Source organism: Pseudomonas sp. NPDC087598, from assembly GCF_044743525.1.
Classification (GTDB): Bacteria; Pseudomonadota; Gammaproteobacteria; order Pseudomonadales; family Pseudomonadaceae; genus Aquipseudomonas.
This window is the reverse complement of the sequence record NZ_JBIUWQ010000058.1, coordinates 1-17,614: the sequence shown is the minus strand read 5'-3', so window position 1 is coordinate 17,614 and position 17,614 is coordinate 1. Positions and strand designations below refer to the sequence as shown.

Here is a 17,614-nt window from a genome sequence, read left to right as displayed (position 1 = left end):
AGGCTGTTTTAGAGCTGATAGTGCGCCAGAAACATCTCCAGCGCCGATTCGGCCACGGTGTTCTGCATGTCGGCATCCAGTGGAGGCTGACCCAGCGACATCTGCGGCCAGAAGCCGAAGGTCTTGAGCAGCCCCTGCACCTGGTGCGCAGCAAACTCCGGATCGACTGGCTTCAGTCGGCCATCGGCCTGCGCGGCGCGAATCCACACGGTCAACGCTTCCTCACGTTCGCCCATGCGCTCGACCATGTTTTGCGCGCGCTCCGGCGAGTGAATCGCTGCGGCAATCGCCACCCGTGCCAGCGTCAGGAAGTTTTCGTCCGCCATCATCTGCACCTTGGCTTGCAGCATCTGCCGTAACTGATCGCGCAACGGCTGATCAGGGCGATAAGTGACCGACTGCTCGGCGCTGATCCGCGTCCATAACTGGTTGAGAATTTCGGCGAACAACTCCTCCTTGCTGGGAAAGTGGTTGTACACCGTGCGCTTCGATACACCGGCGGTGGCGGCAATCTTGTCCATGCTGGTGATTTCGAATCCGTTGTCGCGGAATTCGGCAATCGCCGCCTGAATGATCGCTTCGCGTTTACGGTCGGTGAGTCTCTTTGGAGCTGTCATAAGTACGCTTCGGCAGGTAAATATTGGAATTACACTTGGCAGTTTACTTGTCAGCAGCTTTGCTGCAACCTAGAAACTACACCGACCAGTGTAATGTTGCGTTAATCCTCGCAACCTAAAAAACAGAAAGTTCGGCTGATGCGTGCGTGCCTTGGCCATTTATCGTCCCACCGTGAAAAACCGTGAATTGCGCGGTTTTTCTGGAGTCTTTCAGTCATGGCCAATCCAGTTTCGCTCCCGGATAAAATTTCCACGCCTGAAGCCTCTCGACAGGATCAGGGGCTGTTCCGCAACCATGCCCCAGTGCAACGCGAAGGCTTGCGCAAGATGCTGCGGATCATGTGGAACATGATTTTCCACAAACCGCGCAACACCCGGCCTGCCGCGCCGATTCCGGTGCAAACGCTGACCCGCGAAGATCTGCTCGCGGCGCCGAACCACAGCGTCTATCGCCTCGGTCACTCGACCCTGCTGCTGAAGATGCAGGACAAGTTCTGGATCACCGACCCGGTCTTTGCCGAGCGTGCCTCGCCTGTGCAATGGGCCGGCCCGAAACGCTTTCACCAGCCGCCGATCAGCCTCGACCAGTTGCCGCCGATCGAAGCGGTGATCCTGTCCCACAACCACTACGATCACCTCGATTACGAGGCCGTGCTCAGATTGGCGGTCAAGACCAATCTGTTCCTCACGCCGCTGGGCGTTGGCGACACCCTGATCAAATGGGGCATCGACGCCAACAAGGTCCGCCAGTTCGACTGGTGGCAAGGCACCGAAGTCGCCGGCATCCGCTTCATCGCCACACCATCACAACACTTTTCCGGCCGTGGCCTGTTCGACAGCAACAGCACCCTGTGGGCCTCCTGGGTGATGATCGACGGCGACACACGAATCTTCTTCAGCGGCGACAGCGGCTACTTCGACGGCTTCAAACGCATCGGCGAACAGTACGGCCCCTTCGACCTGACCCTGATGGAAACCGGCGCCTACAACGTCGAGTGGCCGCACGTGCACATGCAACCCGAACAAACCCTGCAAGCCCACATCGACCTCAAGGGCCGCTGGCTGTTTCCAATCCACAACGGCACGTTCGATCTGGCAATGCACGCCTGGCACGAACCGTTTGACCGGATACTGTCACTGGCCTGGGAGCGCAGTGTTTCGATCACCACACCGCAAATGGGTGAAGCATTCAACATCGCTCAACCACAACGCGGGGATGCCTGGTGGCTGGCGGTTGAAGGGGAGAGTGGGGCGGTGGTGCAGAACGCCTGATGTGTTGCAGCCGGTTCGCTCCTAAACGGGCGAACCGGTTATCTCGGAGATATTCACCAGGTAATCAGCCATTGCATGAACCGGTTCATCCCGGAAGTGCCCACGAAGAATTTCCTGAAACTTTTCCAGCGGTAACCCAATTTTTTTTGCTACCTCAGATTCACTGATATCAGTGGTCTCGATCAGCGAAACCATTTTTGCTACGTAGCTGGATTTGGTCAGCATGTCGTCAGCATTCTCAAGACCCAGATCTTGGTAGACGTTGCCGACGCTTTCTTCGATTTCATTCATGTCCTGTCCTTACTCCGCCATCGCATAATCCCCACGCCCCGCCGTTTCCGCAGTCATTGCGTTCAGACTCGCACTTCGCCCCGGCGCAAACCCGGGAAAGAACACCAACCCCTGCGATTCAAACCGATACGCCAATGCCAGACGCGCCGCGTCCGCCACCTCTTGCTGCGCTTCAAAGCGCTGAATGTCTTCCGCCGAAACCTCGGCCTCCCGCGACAGCTGATCCACGCTCCAGCCCAACATCGCTCGGGCCTGGACGCAGTGAGTCGGGGTGAACTGGAAAAGGGCAATGCGTTCGAGGATGTGATTCATCGCAAGAGAGGCCATGGTGTGCTCCGGGCTCAAGAGTGCTGATTGAAAATGTACTGTGTTTTTGTACAGTTGTTTTCGGCCCGGATCAAACGCATTTTTTGATTTGCGCTAATTTGCCGCCTCCAACCAGACGGACGGTGGCTGACCGAGAATGCGCCGGAACATCGTCGAGAACGCCGCGGGGCTTTCATAACCGAAGTCCAGAGCAATACGCGTCACCGCCTCACCCGCGGCCAGACGCGCCAGCGCCAGTACCACACAGGCCTGTTGCCGCCATTGACTGAAGCTCAACCCGGTCTGCTGACGAAACAATCTGTTAAACGTACGCAAGCTTATGTGTAACTGGTCGGCCCAGTGTTGTGGCGACTGATGGGCGTTGGGTTGATGCAGAAATGTCTGACACAACTCGAGGAGTTTTCCGTCAGTCGGCAACGGAATATGCAGCGGTAGCGGAGCGCTGCGTTCCAGCTCATGCAACAACAAGTCGATCAACACACCGTCTCGACCGTGAGCGTCATACACCAGCGGCACCTCCACAGCCTCCATCAGCAAGTGGCGCATCAACGGCGAGATGCTGATCACCTGGCAGCGCTCCCCCAAGTCCACCGCACCCGGCTCGATATACACACTGCGAGTGCTGACCCCCAGCATCAACACTTCATGCGCCACCCCCGGCGGAATCCACACAGCCCGCTGCGGCGGCACAACCCAGTTGCCGTCGTGGGTGCTGACCTGCATCACCCCGGTTGCGCCGTACAGCAATTGCGCCCGCCGATGCGTATGAAAGGGCAGCAAGTGACCGTGGGAATAATCCGTACCGATCGCCACCACCGCGCGCGGCGTGTCATCCAGCAGATTGATCGAAACATTGCGCATCGAGTGGCACTCAGCAGTTGGCGTAAACGCAAACATTATTGGCTGACTTGCTGAAGCAGGCCAAGCGCTGGCGCTCTATCGTCGACCACTCCCACCCCACGGACGACGCGCCATGTTCTACCTTCTACTGACACTCTTTGGCTGCCTGACCGGCATCACCGCCGTACTCTTTGGCTTCGGCGGCGGCTTCGTCGTCGTGCCGCTGCTTTATCGCATGCTCACCGCCAGCCACGTCGCCGACGACCCCATCGGCCAATCGGCCATGCACATCGCCGTCGCCACCTCGACCTGCGTAATGATCGTCAACGCCCTGATCGCCACCGACAAACACCGCCGCGCCGGCAACCTGATTCGTCATTACCTGTGGCCGTTGGGCGGGTTCATCGGGCTAGGCGCGGTTATCGGCGCGATCGCGGCGGTGTGGGTCAGCGGTGAAGTCATTCGCTATGCCTTCATCGCCTACCTCGGCGTGACCATCGTCGATTGCTTGATCAGGCGCGGATTCCTCACACACACGGAAGGCGTCATCCCACGTCGACTCGGCAATACAGAAACGTCCGCCGGCGGCGTAGGAATCGGCGCCATCGCTACCTTTCTCGGTGTAGGAGGAAGCGTCATGACCGTGCCGCTGTTGCGTCGTTGCGGGCTGAGCATGTCCCAGGCAACTTCCATGGCCAATCCGCTGAGCGTGCCAGTGGCACTGGCGGGCACCCTGACTTACATGGCGCTGGCCGGTTTCAGCGAGACAGACTTGGGGCCATGGTTTGTCGGGTATGTGGATCTGCTGGCGTTTGCGGTGCTGACGCTCGGATCGTTGCTGGGGATTCGACTGGCCACGCCGTGGATCGGGCGGATACCGGATCGGGTGCATGCCTGGATCTATATTGGGTTGCTGGTTGTGGTGATGCTAAGTATGTGGACGTAATGAGTTGATGCTTTGTATCGTTGAGGCATCAGACGACACATTCGAACGTTTCAAGAAAAAGTGCAGAGGGGAACCATTTCGATGATTGAAAGTGACTGGAAGAAGTTCAAGGAGCTGCGCAAGATTGCACTTGACCGATTTTGCCAAGGCGTTCTCGCCGACACCAAAACCATTACTCAGCACGGTGCTCTTTCGGCGCATTCCCGCTACGGCATGATTTACGGACTGATCAATGATCGGAATCGCGATATGGCTCGAATGTTCGATGGTCTCGCTCGATCCTCCGCGTCATGGAAATTGACCTTGATGGTCTCGCATGACCTGCTGACTGACGCGGAGTTATCGATATTGAGCGATGACGCCCGCAGGGCGTTTTCCGATATTGAGCGCCGACCCTACGAAATCGACTGGGTTGAAGAAACTGCTCATCACGACTGATTGATGCGCCCCATACTTACTAGAGAACCGGGATGTTGATCTTCAATTGCACCGAAGCTGCCAGCAAGTTTTTCAGCCGCATCCATAAAGGCAAAAAGATTACGCCGGTGGACGACAAACCGCCGTCGCGAGCTATCGAAGATGACGAGGCCAGCCGTTCCGTAGAACAGTGGCTAGTCCATGCGATCACTGTGCAACGTAAGCACGTTTTGTTTGTTATCCATGTGAAAACCCGTTACTGCATGGTCTTCGCCGATGCGAAAAAGGCTGACGCAGAAGGTTTTGTTGCCTGGTTTGCTGATCGTTGGCGTGAAGGGTTGATCCGCGATGCGATAAATCACGGCCTTATGGATTGGGTCGATGCCGGCATCATGCCGGGGCGTATGGACCAAGGTTGTCGCGAGTACAGCTTTTATCGGCGCAGCCATCGCAGCGCACAAAAACACATTGATGAAATCGCTTGGTATTTCCAGGGCAGTGCAGCTGAGTGGGGCTGTTTACCACAGGGTGAACGTGCAGCCATTGGTTTCGATGCCGCGATGAATGACACGCCCAGAAGTAGCAAAGGTCAGAAAGATACCTACTGGCCGAATGTTGAAATGGTCGCTCATTGGTTACGGGAATATTGCGCTGTTGACGAGGCGGGTATCGAAAGTGCCTTGGAGCGGCGTCTGGCGGCGTGGAGAGAGATCGAAGCTTTTCATTAAGCGCCAGGGTGCAGCCGAAATGTGCGGTTGCACTCGATTCTCTGATATAGCCTCGCCATAATCCGCGGCGTTTCTTTCGGGCGCCTGCTCGCTCACTCAAGGATGAATTGATGCATCGCGGATTGTTACGTTTTTCCGGCGTTTGTGTGCTCGCCGGTTTATTGCTCTCAACCCGGATATGGGCTGACAACAGCAAGCAGGTTTACACCGGCACATTGGGTAAAGCAGCGATTGTCCTGGAACTGGACACGCGCAATGGAGAGGGTCGTTACTTCTACAAAAAGTACCGCAGAGACCTTGCGCTCGACGGTAGCCGAGAGGGCGACGTACTGGAGATGGTTGAAGGCTCTCCAATGGACAGCGATTCGCGCCCGACCCTGCGTTTGCAGCCCAGGCTCAATGGCTGGACCGGTGAATGGAATAGCCCGAGCGGCAAATCCCTCAAGGTCGAATTGCAACCCGCCACGATCCCCGACGTCCCCGAAGGTGCATTGCCATACTTCGCCGAACTGCATGACAACTTCCCGTACGAATACCTGCGCCTGCAAGGTCTTCAACTTAAAAAGGGCAGCACCCAAACCTTCATGGGGTACACGCTGCAATGGTGGAGCGAGCCGACGTCGGAGACATCGCTGTTTGAAGTGGTCTCGGGCTACTCCCCTGAAGAGCGTCAGCGCATCAATCAACAGTTGATGGGGCGTTTATGGGGCGAAGTCGTAGCGTATTTCAGTTGCTCGGGGAGCTACTCACAATCCAGTCAGCCGCTGTGGATTGCGCCCGCTGTGATGAGTGTGCGCATTTCGACTGAATATTATTGCGGCGGCGCGTACCCGAATCAGAACAATGAATCGCTCAACCTTGATATCAAAACAGGGAAATTACTGACCCTTGAGGACGTTTTTTGGGTGGGCCAGGGCAAGCCATTGCATTACGAGTCTTACGAAGGATTTGTAGGGGCTTCCTCTGAGGACTATTACAATTATCGCTCCAAAGAATTCGCTCCTTAGCTCGTCACGCAGTTATTAAAACGCTATCCCAAAGAAATGACGGTGACGGCTGAAGGTGAAAACGACTGCGGGTACAACGAGCCAGAACCCTGGCAATTTCCTTCGTGGTACTTCTCGGAAAAAGGCATCACGTTTACACCGTCCTACCCGCATGTCTCAGCAGTTTGCGGAGACGTCGAATGGGGTCTTCTGCCTTATGATCTAGTCAAACATCACCCCGGCGGCGTCGCACTGCAATTGCCCTGAATCGATGTTTAAACAGAACCTCGATTCCTGAGTCTATCCCAGCCATAATTTGCCCCGGCGTTCAAACCCTGGCGCCGCCTCCGCCTCTTTCAAGGATCGATCAATGCTCAAGGGACTGATGCGCCTGGCTCCATGCGCTGCTGTGCTGTTCTCAATGCTGTCCACCGCGCACGCCGAAGACAACCGCATGGTATTCACCGGCACGCTGGGCAAAATGCCGATCGTCTTCGAAGTCGATACCAGCGACCCGGAGCAAGTTACCGGTCGCTACTTCTACGAGAAATTTCACCGCGATCTAGAGCTTAACGGCACCTATAAAAATGACGTCTTGCTGCTCACAGAGGGCAGCGATCGTATGGAACCGGGCAAACCGTTACCGACGCTGAAACTGCAACAGATAGATGGCGGCTGGAAGGGTGAATGGCAAAATCCGAAAGGAAAAAAGCTGCCCGTACTGGTCACCGATACGCCACTTCCCGAAGTGCCGGCGAATGCACTGCCTTACATCGCCAAGTTGCCCAAGACCGAGCCTTACGAATATCTGCGGCTTCAGGGCCTGAAACTCAAAACCGGTAAAAAGCAGGACTTCATGGGCTACACCCTGCAATGGTGGGAAGAGCCTGACACCAAGATGACCATGTTCAGCATCGAGTCCGGGTTGCCAAAAGAAGATCTGCAACGGGTTAACCAGCAATTGCTCGGGCGCTTGTGGGACGAGGCCATCAGTTACTACGGTTGCCAGTTGCGCGGTCGCGGTTATGCCGAATTCCTTCAGGACGTCACCCCGACGTTTATCTCGCCCAGTGTCATCAGCCTGAACATTTCCACCAGCTACGACTGCGGCGGCGCACACCCGGACTTCGGTGATTCACCGCTGAACATCGATGTGAAAACCGGCCACCCGTTGTCGCTCGAAGACGTGCTCTGGGTAGGCGAGGGGCAGCCAATACTTCACGCCGATCGTTACAGAGGCGGTGACCAGCCGTTGACCGAGGCCGAAGATGCAGCACGCTCCAAGTACCAACGTGAAGTATTTATGCCGTGGCTGATCAAACAACTCACCGCGCTGTACCCGGATGAAATGAAGAAACCGGCGGAGGGAGATGAAGACAGTTGCGACTTCACCAATGAAGACAACTGGAGCTATTCCAACTGGCACTTCACAGAAAAAGGTTTGTACTTGGGCGCATATTTCGCCCGCGTAGAGCGAGCCTGCGATTCACCTGACTGGTCGATCCTGCCGTACTCGCTGATCAAACAATACCCCGGCGCCGTCAAACTGCAACTGCCCCAGGGCTAACCGTCACTCCAGACCCGGCGCTTCACGAATAATGAAGTGATCCAGGTTCTCGATATCGGCATTGAAGACCTCGAAAGGCTTTTCGGGGTTCTTCTTGCCCGGCACCTGCTTCAACTCCGGCGTCACCCCATAGAAGAAACAGAACAATGCCTTGTCGCTATCCACCGCGTGCTTGATCTCTTCCAGAAACGCCTTGCGCTTGCGGTAGTTGTCGATCAGCTTCTTGTTCAGATAAACGCTGACCGGATACGGCTTCTTCTTACTGTCCTCGGGCTTCTTGAACCAGACCTTGTCCTCGAAATCGATACGAAAACTGGCGCTGTGGAAGTCCTCGATCTTCTTGATCCGCCCCCAGTAAATCAGCCCCTTGTTGTCCGTCAGATACTCGATCTTCTTGAAGAACGAACTGTACGGCGCCGAATGCTCGCCGACCTTCAACGGCATCCGCTTGAGCAACTCCTTGTCCGCGAAGTTCGAAACAAAACACTCCACCGGATGCGCAAACACACTGGTCTTGTCCGGCGCCGACTCACGACTCGCCGACTCTTTGCCACCGTCCGCCGCCACCCGCACCGGATCATCGCGCAACACATCCGCCGCCCCCGCTGGCGCGACAGGCTTGCGCACATACTCACGCCGGGTGAGCAACAACTCCGATGGGAAGTGCTCCTCTTTCCCGTCATCAACCTCGCCATCCGCCGTTTCAACACCAGACGCCGACGCCTTCAAACTCACATACGGACAACCCGCCACATGCTGCGTAGTGGGCAGATTCTTAAAGTGCGGCGTGCGCACGTAATTCACGTTCTTGGCGTTGAACGTACCCAACTCGTTGGACGCCTCGAACGCTGAACGACAGGCATCGTTGGAGCATTGGAAGTGTTCCTTCGCCGAGTCAAACGCCACCGTCTCATCGAAATTGAGATCGCGAACATCATAGATCGACAACTTGTCGTCGAGGCTGAGGCAGTAGGCGAGATCGAATTTCATGGTGGGGCTCGGATCCTTGAGTGGGGGAGGGGTATTAATAGCGGGAGGTGGCGCGGGTTACCAGTAATGGATCTCGCCACCCAGCATCAACATAACAGCAATAAAACCGAGATTGCCAAACAGGAAGGGCAGGATGGTAATGACGATTTGGATAACAACTGCGATTTTAAAGCCAACGGAAAGGCCATAGCGCTTCCAGTAAATAGCATGCAGCACCATGGTTAGTGCATTTGCGACCCAGACTGCTCCAACTGCCATGATTTCGTTCTTTTGAATGATGCGCAGGGCCATCATGAGCAAGCCAAAAAAAACGATGAGGAATGAGGCGACTAAAAGTCGCGATGGACTTGCTTTGATTGAGTTGGCTGGCGGCATGTGATGTTCGTCCATGTGTGTGTTCGAGAGTGCTCTCGGTCACGGTAAGCATTGTTCAGCAGCACACAAAATTGTGGCGAGGGAGCTTGCTCCCGCTGGGCTGCGAAGTTGCCCCAAAACCAGCAAATACGGTTAACGAGGTACGCCGCAATTATTCCTTTTCTAGTCTTCCAACGTTGTCATAAAGCCAAGTAGTGAAATCCTCTCTGTCATCCGAATGGTGGCAACGCTGGTGACAGTTGGGACAAAGCGCCACGACATTCGAAGGCTGGTCTGATCCTTCTTGCGACATATGCTTAACGTGATGCACTTCCAGAAATGGTTCCCCATCCTTCTTAAATGGCGCTGCTTTGCCACAGCCTTCGCACTTCCCATTGGCTTGCTGACGAACCCAGCCCCTCAATTCAGGATCGCGAAAGTAAACCCTTCTGGTGGATTCGGTCCAAACAGGATTTTTTATTCCTTTTGGTATGTATAGGAACGGTTGCCGCTCAAATTTGACCGCCCGTTGTTCGAGCTTTTCTTCATCCGCTGTGGGATCAAAGTCCTCAGGAGTAACAACACCGGAAGCATCGAGCGCTGTACGAATGCTACGCGCAACATTAGCGCCGACATTCTTGGCAGGTTTGTAACCCTTGATAGGTTCACGGCCCAACTCGACCATGACTGAAGAAATGTTCTGCATCCGAAATTCGATAGAGCTCTTGGTTCGGTCAGCCAGTACGCCCTCGCGAAGTACGCGGTTCTCGTGGGCCTTGTTGTATGCCTGTTCTTTCTGTTCACACGACCACATCCGGAGATAGGCATCGACCGCCGCCTGAATCTCTACGTCACTCCAGTCGCTGTTACTTTTTTCCATAACCATACAGTCGCCGAGGGTTGAAAATCCTCGGACGATACTGAGTGGCCATCACATCTGTCTACGAAAAATCCTACAGAAAAAAACGACGAATCCTGCGCGATCCCACGAATCCATCCCTAGCCCATTGAGTGCTTAGAGAACTGAAACACCTGCGTAACCCTTCGCCACCAGGGTTTCTCTAGAGATGCTCGTCGTGGATTTTGATCGTTCAACAGGTAAGGCATATCCCGAAGCCGAATCCATCCCTCATCTTGCCAATGCAGCAAACTCAAAGACATCTCCGGCCAATCCAACAAGCTCAACATTGGCCGATTCGAATCTCCTGAATCCGCAGCATCGCGCAAGGTTGGCACGACCTCGTTGGTCAGCCACTCACGCAACAACCGGTTACCCGGAACGTAGTGATAGACCAACAGCGCATACACCCCAGATTCACTGAGCATCAGATGCTGTTCCGGTTCTCGAAAATACTCAATCCACACGACGCGGCGCTGATCGCTATCCAGTTTGTTGACCACCCGATCATTCAGATGAAAACCCATCAAGCGGCCGACATCGCGGGCGGAGAACCAAGGCTGGTTCTCTAATAGAAGGGCATGCAGAGAAAGATTGTGGCGAGAGAAGACTGTTACCGAGCATGGATCAGACATATTTATGACCTCTACGTTTTAGACTTTGGGAGGGCCTGACCCCAACGTAGAGCGGACTTAAGAAATCCCAACGAGCAGATCTGTTGTCACCGACGAATTACGCGTCTGTGTCACTGACCAAGCTTTCTACGTTGGGCGTTTCTTAGGCACCTGCGATAGAGCTTAGTAGTGCTCGTGGCAGGCTTCAATGTGAAGAGGCTGTAAGTGCTGTAGGAGATTGGGCGCTGTGATGTGGGCGAAAAAAGGCTTACCTATCGACCATAAAAAACCACTGGTCAGGTCAAGGGTTTTAGCTTTTTTGACTGAAGTGGCAATCGACAAATGGTGGCGAGAACCCTGATCGTCGGTGGCTGCCGTCGCGTGGTTTAACAAATATCCGATTATGCGCAGCGCGGTTCAATATCCCATTTGCCCTTCTGGTGATCGACTCCACGTTTTCAATGCGTGGCGACCGTTCATTGTGCTTCCCGTACTGCCCAGGCAGGCATGAACCGAGTTGAATGTCTTCGCGACGTCTTGGGGATGCTCTGCAAAGGAGCCGTGCGCTAACGCTTGCCGTCAGCCCAGCGATTCCCACCCCTTCACCCGTCAGTCCTCTGGGGTGCCAGCGAGCAGCTGTTCCAGAGTCAGCTTGTTGCGAACCGGCCTCACGATCAGAATGTCCGGATCGACCATTGAACACTCCACGACCGAGCCCACTGTCAGGCGATTCTGCGCAACAAATTCATTTGGCAAGGTAAGTGTCAGTGCACCTTTGAAGCGACGAAGTACAAGCGTATTCATCGGTATGTCCTCAGGCTCAAAATCGATGGATGCCGAATCAGCCAACCAACTGCGCGTGACGGCATCGACAGAGTCTGCGTAACCCTGTTGTTTTGCGTAAACCTCAGGGGTTTACGCAAAAATTACAGGGTTACGCAGAGCTAATTCGACGGGGACGGCTTCACTCGACTCACGCCGCAGCAGCGATCCAGCGTACACGGAAGCATCAACCAACATCCCTGTCGACAGCAACTAGATCGAAACGGATTGCTTGCTCGGTTCAGTCAGGCTCGGTAATGACTGGGATGTGAAAGGGCTGCATAGCGCTAGAGTTTGCCATCCTGTCTTTAACCGATACCGTGTTATGCGCACAACGGTTCGAGTCCTCCCGCGTAGCGCGGTGTGGTTCATAACCTCTACCAGTGTTTAGCGTGAACAGGGGCCTTTACGCTAAAAACTGCTCTACCTAGCGTGAGGGAGTACCACGACGCTTGAGTAAGGCGCTTGAGGGTTTACTAGCGTCTGTCAGACCTGATTAACCTCCGGATTTCATGATTGCCCCTTTTGGTCGTCGCCGCATTCTGGCGCGAGGTTCCCGTGGTGTCACTTGATATGTATACATGGCCGGATGGGCTGGTGATCTATCTGCCGTGCGCTTTACGGAGTGTGGGCTGCGCGTAATTGGACGTTATGGTCAATCGCACCCTCATTTGACCTCCATCTGTCGTCAGTACCCGCTAGTAATGGTGGTACGCCCTGGATCGCTTGTGGACTGGAAGAGGAACTGGCGGAGGGCAAGTCGGACCGCTAGCTTGTCTGGCCTCGGAGCGGGTGAGTGGGGCGGCGGCCTTCATGAAAATGCTCGAGCAGGACACGCTTGTGACGTTGATCATAAGCGGCGCGACGCGGGAATTGCGCGTCACACTTGGACCGAACGGCTAGAGCTGGAGCTTCGATACACGGTTAGGGCTGCTGTGGTTGCCAATTAGTCGCTTGCGCAAGGAGCTTGAAGCAGCCGGCACGCATGAAGGAACTGGTCCATACGCCTATCTCAAGGATGTGCCACCACGACTGCTGACGCAGAAAGCTTATGATCTGCCTGGACGGTTGCCGCATAAAGGCTATCCGCCACCAGGTGTATGCCTATTCACTTCCCACTTGGATTAGGAAATGGTGGAGCCACCATTCATGAGGTGTGCTACATTGTATGTCACCAGTAGGAGCAAGAATGTCGACCAAACCCACTACGACCATACGCATCGACCTAGACGTGAAGAAACGCGCCAGCGAAGTGTTCGACGAGATTGGCATCGGTATGTCCGCCGCAATTAATACATTCCTTAAAGCGGTGGTTCGCGAGGGCAACATGCCATTTGATATGAAGATCGAACGACCAAGACTGTCCTCGAAATCCGGAAATGCCTCACTTAATCATGCGTTCATAGTAAAAAAAGACGAGTTTTATACGCAGTATGAAGATGTGGCTAGGGAAATGGTAAAGTATCGGGAGCAACTTAGAGGAAAGACCATACTTTGTAACTGTGATGACCCTTTTGAGTCGGCTTTCTTCCGATTTTTTGTATTGCATTTTAATAAAATCGGGCTAGCGAGTCTGATATCGACTTGTTACACCGGATCGCCTATCGCTGGACAGGAGTATCCACTAGAGGGTAATACAAGTGCTTACAAAGCGGTAGTTAACGAAGTGCCTGACGAGACTTTAGTTAGGCCGGACGGCTCGCTTGATTTAGAATCGTTATTTGCCATGCCCTGCAACTCTCTCGTGCATCTCGCTAGTGACGGGGATTTCCGGTCAGATGAATGTGAAGCATTGCTTAAGGAAACTGACATAGTGGTAACCAACCCACCTTTCAGCCTATTTCGTGAGTACCTTAGCCTCCTTGAACTTCACAAAAAAGATTTTATTATTCTTGGCAACATGAACGCAACAACATACAAGGAAGTCTTCCCGCTCTTCCGCGATAATAAAGTTTGGTACGGGGAATCTATCCGCTCAGGCGATCGTAAGTTTTATGTCCCCGACAGCTACCCGCTAAACGCCGCCGGTTGCGGTATAGACGATAAAGGACGACGTTTTATCCGAGTTAAGGGTGTGCGCTGGTTCACAAACTTGGATAATAGCAGGCGCCACGAGCCCATAGCATTGTCCCGCAGATACAGTCCGGAAGAATACCCTCGTTACGAAAACTACGATGCTATCGATGTTGGACGCACCCAAAATATTCCTATCGACTACGACGGGTTCATGGGTGTTCCGATCACGTTTCTCGACAAATACAGTCCGGATCAATTCGAGATTGTGATGCTTGCCAACGGCAACGCACGCAGCAACGTGTCATCCAAGACCCTTGCTGAGGTAGGGTACCGCCCGCACTCTGAGGATAGGGGAGGTGTAGGCATCATAAACGGGCGGCGCGTTTACGTACGCATCCTGATTCGCAGGAAATCTTTATGATTCACCGGATGCGCGTACCCTGTGCATATCAGGGCGGCAAGCAGCGCGTAGCGGCCCAGATTGTCGACCTTCTTCTCGAGGCTGCACCTGGACCGAATTCGCGATTCTATGACCTGTGCTGCGGATCTGCGGCAGTGTCCATCGAACTGGTAAATAGAGGTGTCGATCCATCACGCATTTGGATGCTAGACCTCAGCTCTTGGGGTTCCTTTTGGTCCGCCATTGGCACCGGTACGTTCAATATGGACGCTTTTGATCAGTTGTTGTCCGAATTACCGAGTGATAAACACGATATTAAGGCACACATGTTGGCGTTGTCTGCGATCCCCGTGGGAAACCGTGAGGCAGAACTTTATCCTCTGCTTCAGGCTTGCTCCTTTGGCGGCAAGCAAATTTGGCGCAACGGAGATCGCTGGGCGAATGCCTGCTTCCGAGATTACTGGCAGCCAACCGCAACTAGCATACGTCGCAGCCCTGCGAATCCGATGCAACCATCCCCGACCGAGCTACGTCGCCGAGTCGATGCACTCGTGGGAGGAATGAAAGGAGTGACCTGTCTCAACATGGATATCATGGGGCTCCTTAGCAACCCCTTACCCAACAATGCAGTCGTGTATGTAGACCCGCCATATCAAAGCACGACGGGTTATGCATTCGGCTTTGATATTAAATCGTTCATAAACCGCTTCCGTGAGGTAAATCAGGTTCCGTTGTTCGTTTCCGAAGGGGCCCCGCTGGGCGATAACGCTTTAATGCTCACATTCGGAGGGGCGAAGGGTGGCATTAGCGGGAATAGGAAAGGTAAACACCAAGAATGGCTAAGTTGCTTCTAAATCAGTCCAAGCCTCTTAGAATTCCTTCCAGACCCGTTTCGAGCCAAAATACGTGAAGCTTCCTCGAAGTCATCAAGCTCAGATTCTGGGGATACAGATATGGAGTAGTAATCATCTTCAATCTTGTTGAAGGTGATTACCTTCTCGACCAAGTAGTACTCCTCACCTTTGGCTCTGAAAGCGTCAGTGATCTTCACTCCAGAAGAGCTAACTCCCTTAATCTGTAGTCGCCAGGTACCGTTAGCTTTTCCTCCAGCTGGATAAAGTATTGTGTTGCCCGGATAGTCAACCCCTTCGAAGTTGAGAATGATATTTTTGGTCTTGCCAGTATCTATAGGATCTAGACCAAAAAAACCGACCCCGCCGCGCATAAAGCCTGGTTCGTTAAGGTCAAAGGGGGTGCCTATAGGGTTCCCGCGCTCAATTAGTGACTTCATTGACAGATCAAGGATGTTTCGTGAGCCGCCGGTCAACTTCTTGGTTTCAAACCAAATAGTCTGCCACCCCTTGTTTTGGGTAAAAACGACTGTGCTAACTGGTGTTACCGAAACCGCCGCCGTTTTCTTTTTCTTCGGCATGAAGACGGGTGGCAGTTTTGCTGTAACACCATAACCGAATAAACGTTTCCCAGTTCCTTGCTGTCTAGCGGCTTTAGCGAGACGCACTTGCTCGGCGACCTCTTTAAATACATAGCCATTCTCAAGAAGCTTATCTATGTCGTCTTGTGCGCTTATCGACATCAATGAGTCTTTGAGTGACGTCAGCTTCCCAATGTAATCGTCAATCCCCCTTAGTATTCGCATCTCCTCGACACTCGAACTATCTACCTTGATGATTACTGAGCTTTCAAAGTTAGTCCACAAGCCTCCACCCGTAAGATTGTGTGATCCAACGACCATCAACCCCTTATCCTTCCCTAAAAACTGGTAGATTTTGGCGTGGAATGTCTGGGCTTTTTCAGAGTGCACAACATTCAAAGAGTCTGTATGAAGGAGCAAAGCAGCAAGAGCTTCGTACGATGTCCCACCAAGATCGACACCTACGTAGGCATTTACTTTTCCACCTCGTTCTCTGAACTTTTCGAGTGCATCCTTGATTCTGAGGACGCCGCTATTCTTTGCGAAAGCGACTACGATGTTCAGAATATCAAAATCCGGAGAGTTAAGTGACTCGATCAGACGATCTCCGAGCTGTCCGGTAAAAGGCTGGTTCATCAGCTCCATTAAGTCATCCTGTGCTTATATTCGATGAGGGCAAGACTCGAAAGCTGGCTTATGGACATCAATATACGAAATTCAAACGCCATCCGCAAACCTGCCGAGCCACGTACACTTCGATGTCAGCCCGCTTCCAGGGAATTTGCCAGAGGAAGATGCCCAGCACACGCTTGGTACGTAGAGAATGGTGGTCAGTAGAAAGCACGACGCACAGCCATCGACGATTCCGTAGGGCAGGGCTTATCAAGAAAAGTGGGCTCGATTGTGCATGTCACCGCCACGCGAGTCCGAAGAATGCATCCATAAGTAATGAACAAACGCCGGAAGACCTTGTGGCCAACCGGTTTTTTAGTAGAGCGATTGGCCATTAACTTTGGCACGAGGACATAATTTTGCCCGCGTAAGCGACCATACAGGGATGCGGTTTTTGTCGATGAAGCCGCAACGGTATTCCATCACCTCGCCCGCAAAAAACCAGTTTTGGGCTTCAGAGCGTGATGTGTATTGCTTTGCATAGGGCTACGCCAAAAAGGAAACCCCGACATCAAGACTCGGGTTCTCCCTAGAAAGCGACAGTAACTCGCCCACATGCGAAACTTAACGTGCTCATCGACACCACTCGCGGCAGGCTCGAAATTTGCTCGGGCTCCGTTCTGTTCGATAAATACACGGGAAGATCTCGCTGAGTCGCTCAGGCAAGGCGCAGACTTCCAAAACGGACCGCGCGAACGCTTTCTTTCCCATCATGGGCAAAAAAGGGCCGCCAGTCGACAAACCTTTTCGCAATAACCGTTTCATTTTTGATAAGGCGTGTACAGGTTTTGATGCGACTCCACGACATTTTACCGGAGGATTTTGGTGTTTCTGTTTGGCTGGCAGGCTGCTCAATAATGTCGTTGGTTTTGCAACGAAAAAGGGCTGCGATTAGCAGCCCTTTTTGGTGCGCCCGGTTCACGTTTAGCGAAAAAGGGTTCGGTTTTTAGTGGTTTTGAGCGAACTAAACGATCAGTCCCAGCTAAGAGCCCCACCAGTCTGATACTCAATAACCCGAGTCTCAAAGAAATTCTTCTCTTTCTTCAAGTCCATAATCTCGCTCATCCAAGGGAACGGGTTAGTCGTCCCTGGATATTCCTCTTTCAAACCAATCTGCGACAAACGACGGTTAGCGATGAACTTCAGGTAGTCCTCCATCATCGCCGCGTTCATACCCAACACCCCGCGAGGCATGGTGTCACGCGCGTATTCGATCTCCAGCTGCGTACCCTGCAGAATCATCTGGGTCGCTTCTTCCTTCATTTCGGCATCCCACAGGTGTGGGTTTTCGATTTTGATCTGGTTGATCACGTCGATGCCGAAGTTCAGGTGCATGGATTCGTCGCGCAGGATGTACTGGAACTGCTCGGATTAGCCGTTGTTTTTTTTGCTGTGTCTCATGGAGATGTTTTTTGTGTTTTCTTT

The 17,614-nt window shown here is 53.4% G+C and carries 18 protein-coding genes and 1 pseudogene; 8 read left to right on the top strand and 11 right to left on the bottom strand.

Annotated features, from left to right (window positions below; genetic code table 11):
- Positions 1-8: 8 nt before the first annotated feature.
- Entirely contained in the window at positions 9-617 is a 609-nt protein-coding gene (locus ACIOWE_RS24460; RefSeq protein ID WP_401396818.1) for a TetR/AcrR family transcriptional regulator, read from the bottom strand.
- A 216-nt stretch (positions 618-833) separates the two neighbouring features.
- On the opposite strand from ACIOWE_RS24460, the gene ACIOWE_RS24455 reads away from it, so the two are divergent.
- Entirely contained in the window at positions 834-1,889 is a 1,056-nt protein-coding gene (locus tag ACIOWE_RS24455; protein WP_401396815.1) for an MBL fold metallo-hydrolase, read from the top strand.
- Positions 1,890-1,910: 21 nt separating this feature from the next.
- Here the strand turns inward: ACIOWE_RS24455 and ACIOWE_RS24450 are convergent, their stop codons facing one another.
- From ACIOWE_RS24450 to ACIOWE_RS24440, 3 genes are all read right to left on the bottom strand, one after another.
- A complete protein-coding gene (locus tag ACIOWE_RS24450) occupies positions 1,911-2,180 on the bottom strand; it encodes an XRE family transcriptional regulator (RefSeq protein WP_401396812.1) in 270 nt (89 codons plus the stop codon).
- Positions 2,181-2,189: 9 nt separating this feature from the next.
- Entirely contained in the window at positions 2,190-2,507 is a 318-nt protein-coding gene (locus ACIOWE_RS24445) for an XRE family transcriptional regulator (RefSeq protein WP_401396809.1), read from the bottom strand.
- A gap of 93 nt (positions 2,508-2,600) precedes the next feature.
- Positions 2,601-3,368, bottom strand: a complete 768-nt coding sequence (locus ACIOWE_RS24440; protein ID WP_401396806.1) for an AraC family transcriptional regulator — start codon at positions 3,366-3,368, stop codon at positions 2,601-2,603.
- A 112-nt stretch (positions 3,369-3,480) separates the two neighbouring features.
- Here ACIOWE_RS24440 and ACIOWE_RS24435 point away from each other — a divergent pair, with 112 nt between their 5' ends.
- From ACIOWE_RS24435 to ACIOWE_RS24415, 5 genes are all read left to right on the top strand, one after another.
- Entirely contained in the window at positions 3,481-4,293 is an 813-nt protein-coding gene (locus tag ACIOWE_RS24435; protein ID WP_401396803.1) for a sulfite exporter TauE/SafE family protein, read from the top strand.
- A gap of 75 nt (positions 4,294-4,368) precedes the next feature.
- Positions 4,369-4,731, top strand: a complete 363-nt coding sequence (locus ACIOWE_RS24430) for a hypothetical protein (RefSeq protein ID WP_401396883.1) — start codon at positions 4,369-4,371, stop codon at positions 4,729-4,731.
- Between the two features lie 32 nt (positions 4,732-4,763).
- On the top strand, positions 4,764-5,438 hold the full coding sequence (locus tag ACIOWE_RS24425; protein ID WP_401396800.1) for a DUF6933 domain-containing protein: 675 nt from the start codon (positions 4,764-4,766) through the stop codon (positions 5,436-5,438).
- A 110-nt stretch (positions 5,439-5,548) separates the two neighbouring features.
- Positions 5,549-6,445 (top strand): hypothetical protein, encoded by an 897-nt coding sequence (locus ACIOWE_RS24420; RefSeq protein ID WP_401396798.1) that lies wholly within the window; start codon positions 5,549-5,551, stop codon positions 6,443-6,445.
- A gap of 349 nt (positions 6,446-6,794) precedes the next feature.
- The gene (locus tag ACIOWE_RS24415) at positions 6,795-7,991 is read left to right on the top strand and encodes a hypothetical protein (protein ID WP_401396795.1); all 1,197 of its coding nucleotides are present in this window, start codon (positions 6,795-6,797) and stop codon (positions 7,989-7,991) included.
- Between the two features lie 3 nt (positions 7,992-7,994).
- Here ACIOWE_RS24415 and ACIOWE_RS24410 read toward each other — a convergent pair whose 3' ends face one another.
- The 5 genes from ACIOWE_RS24410 to ACIOWE_RS24390 form a co-directional block, all read right to left on the bottom strand.
- Complete coding sequence (locus ACIOWE_RS24410) at positions 7,995-8,981, bottom strand: hypothetical protein (RefSeq protein WP_401396792.1); 987 nt, start codon at positions 8,979-8,981, stop codon at positions 7,995-7,997.
- Between the two features lie 57 nt (positions 8,982-9,038).
- The gene (locus ACIOWE_RS24405; RefSeq protein ID WP_401396790.1) at positions 9,039-9,371 is read right to left on the bottom strand and encodes a hypothetical protein; all 333 of its coding nucleotides are present in this window, start codon (positions 9,369-9,371) and stop codon (positions 9,039-9,041) included.
- 136 nt (positions 9,372-9,507) lie between these two features.
- Positions 9,508-10,215, bottom strand: a complete 708-nt coding sequence (locus ACIOWE_RS24400; protein ID WP_401396787.1) for an HNH endonuclease — start codon at positions 10,213-10,215, stop codon at positions 9,508-9,510.
- Between the two features lie 119 nt (positions 10,216-10,334).
- On the bottom strand, positions 10,335-10,868 hold the full coding sequence (locus tag ACIOWE_RS24395; protein ID WP_401396784.1) for a Bro-N domain-containing protein: 534 nt from the start codon (positions 10,866-10,868) through the stop codon (positions 10,335-10,337).
- A 588-nt stretch (positions 10,869-11,456) separates the two neighbouring features.
- Positions 11,457-11,651 (bottom strand): hypothetical protein, encoded by a 195-nt coding sequence (locus ACIOWE_RS24390; RefSeq protein WP_401396781.1) that lies wholly within the window; start codon positions 11,649-11,651, stop codon positions 11,457-11,459.
- 1,207 nt (positions 11,652-12,858) lie between these two features.
- On the opposite strand from ACIOWE_RS24390, the gene ACIOWE_RS24385 reads away from it, so the two are divergent.
- Both ACIOWE_RS24385 and ACIOWE_RS24380 read left to right on the top strand, forming a co-directional pair.
- Positions 12,859-14,106, top strand: a complete 1,248-nt coding sequence (locus ACIOWE_RS24385; protein WP_401396778.1) for a type II toxin-antitoxin system RelB/DinJ family antitoxin — start codon at positions 12,859-12,861, stop codon at positions 14,104-14,106.
- On the top strand, positions 14,103-14,939 hold the full coding sequence (locus ACIOWE_RS24380) for a hypothetical protein (protein WP_401396775.1): 837 nt from the start codon (positions 14,103-14,105) through the stop codon (positions 14,937-14,939). Before ACIOWE_RS24385 ends, ACIOWE_RS24380 begins: the two co-directional genes overlap by 4 nt.
- Here ACIOWE_RS24380 and ACIOWE_RS24375 read toward each other — a convergent pair.
- Both ACIOWE_RS24375 and ACIOWE_RS24370 read right to left on the bottom strand, forming a co-directional pair.
- Positions 14,936-16,162 (bottom strand): hypothetical protein, encoded by a 1,227-nt coding sequence (locus ACIOWE_RS24375; protein WP_401396772.1) that lies wholly within the window; start codon positions 16,160-16,162, stop codon positions 14,936-14,938. The two genes, ACIOWE_RS24380 and ACIOWE_RS24375, sit on opposite strands and share 4 nt — an antisense overlap.
- A 999-nt stretch (positions 16,163-17,161) precedes the next feature.
- Positions 17,162-17,560, bottom strand: a pseudogene (locus ACIOWE_RS24370) (ribonucleotide-diphosphate reductase subunit beta); the annotation flags it as partial.
- Between the last annotated feature and the right edge of the window lie 54 nt (positions 17,561-17,614).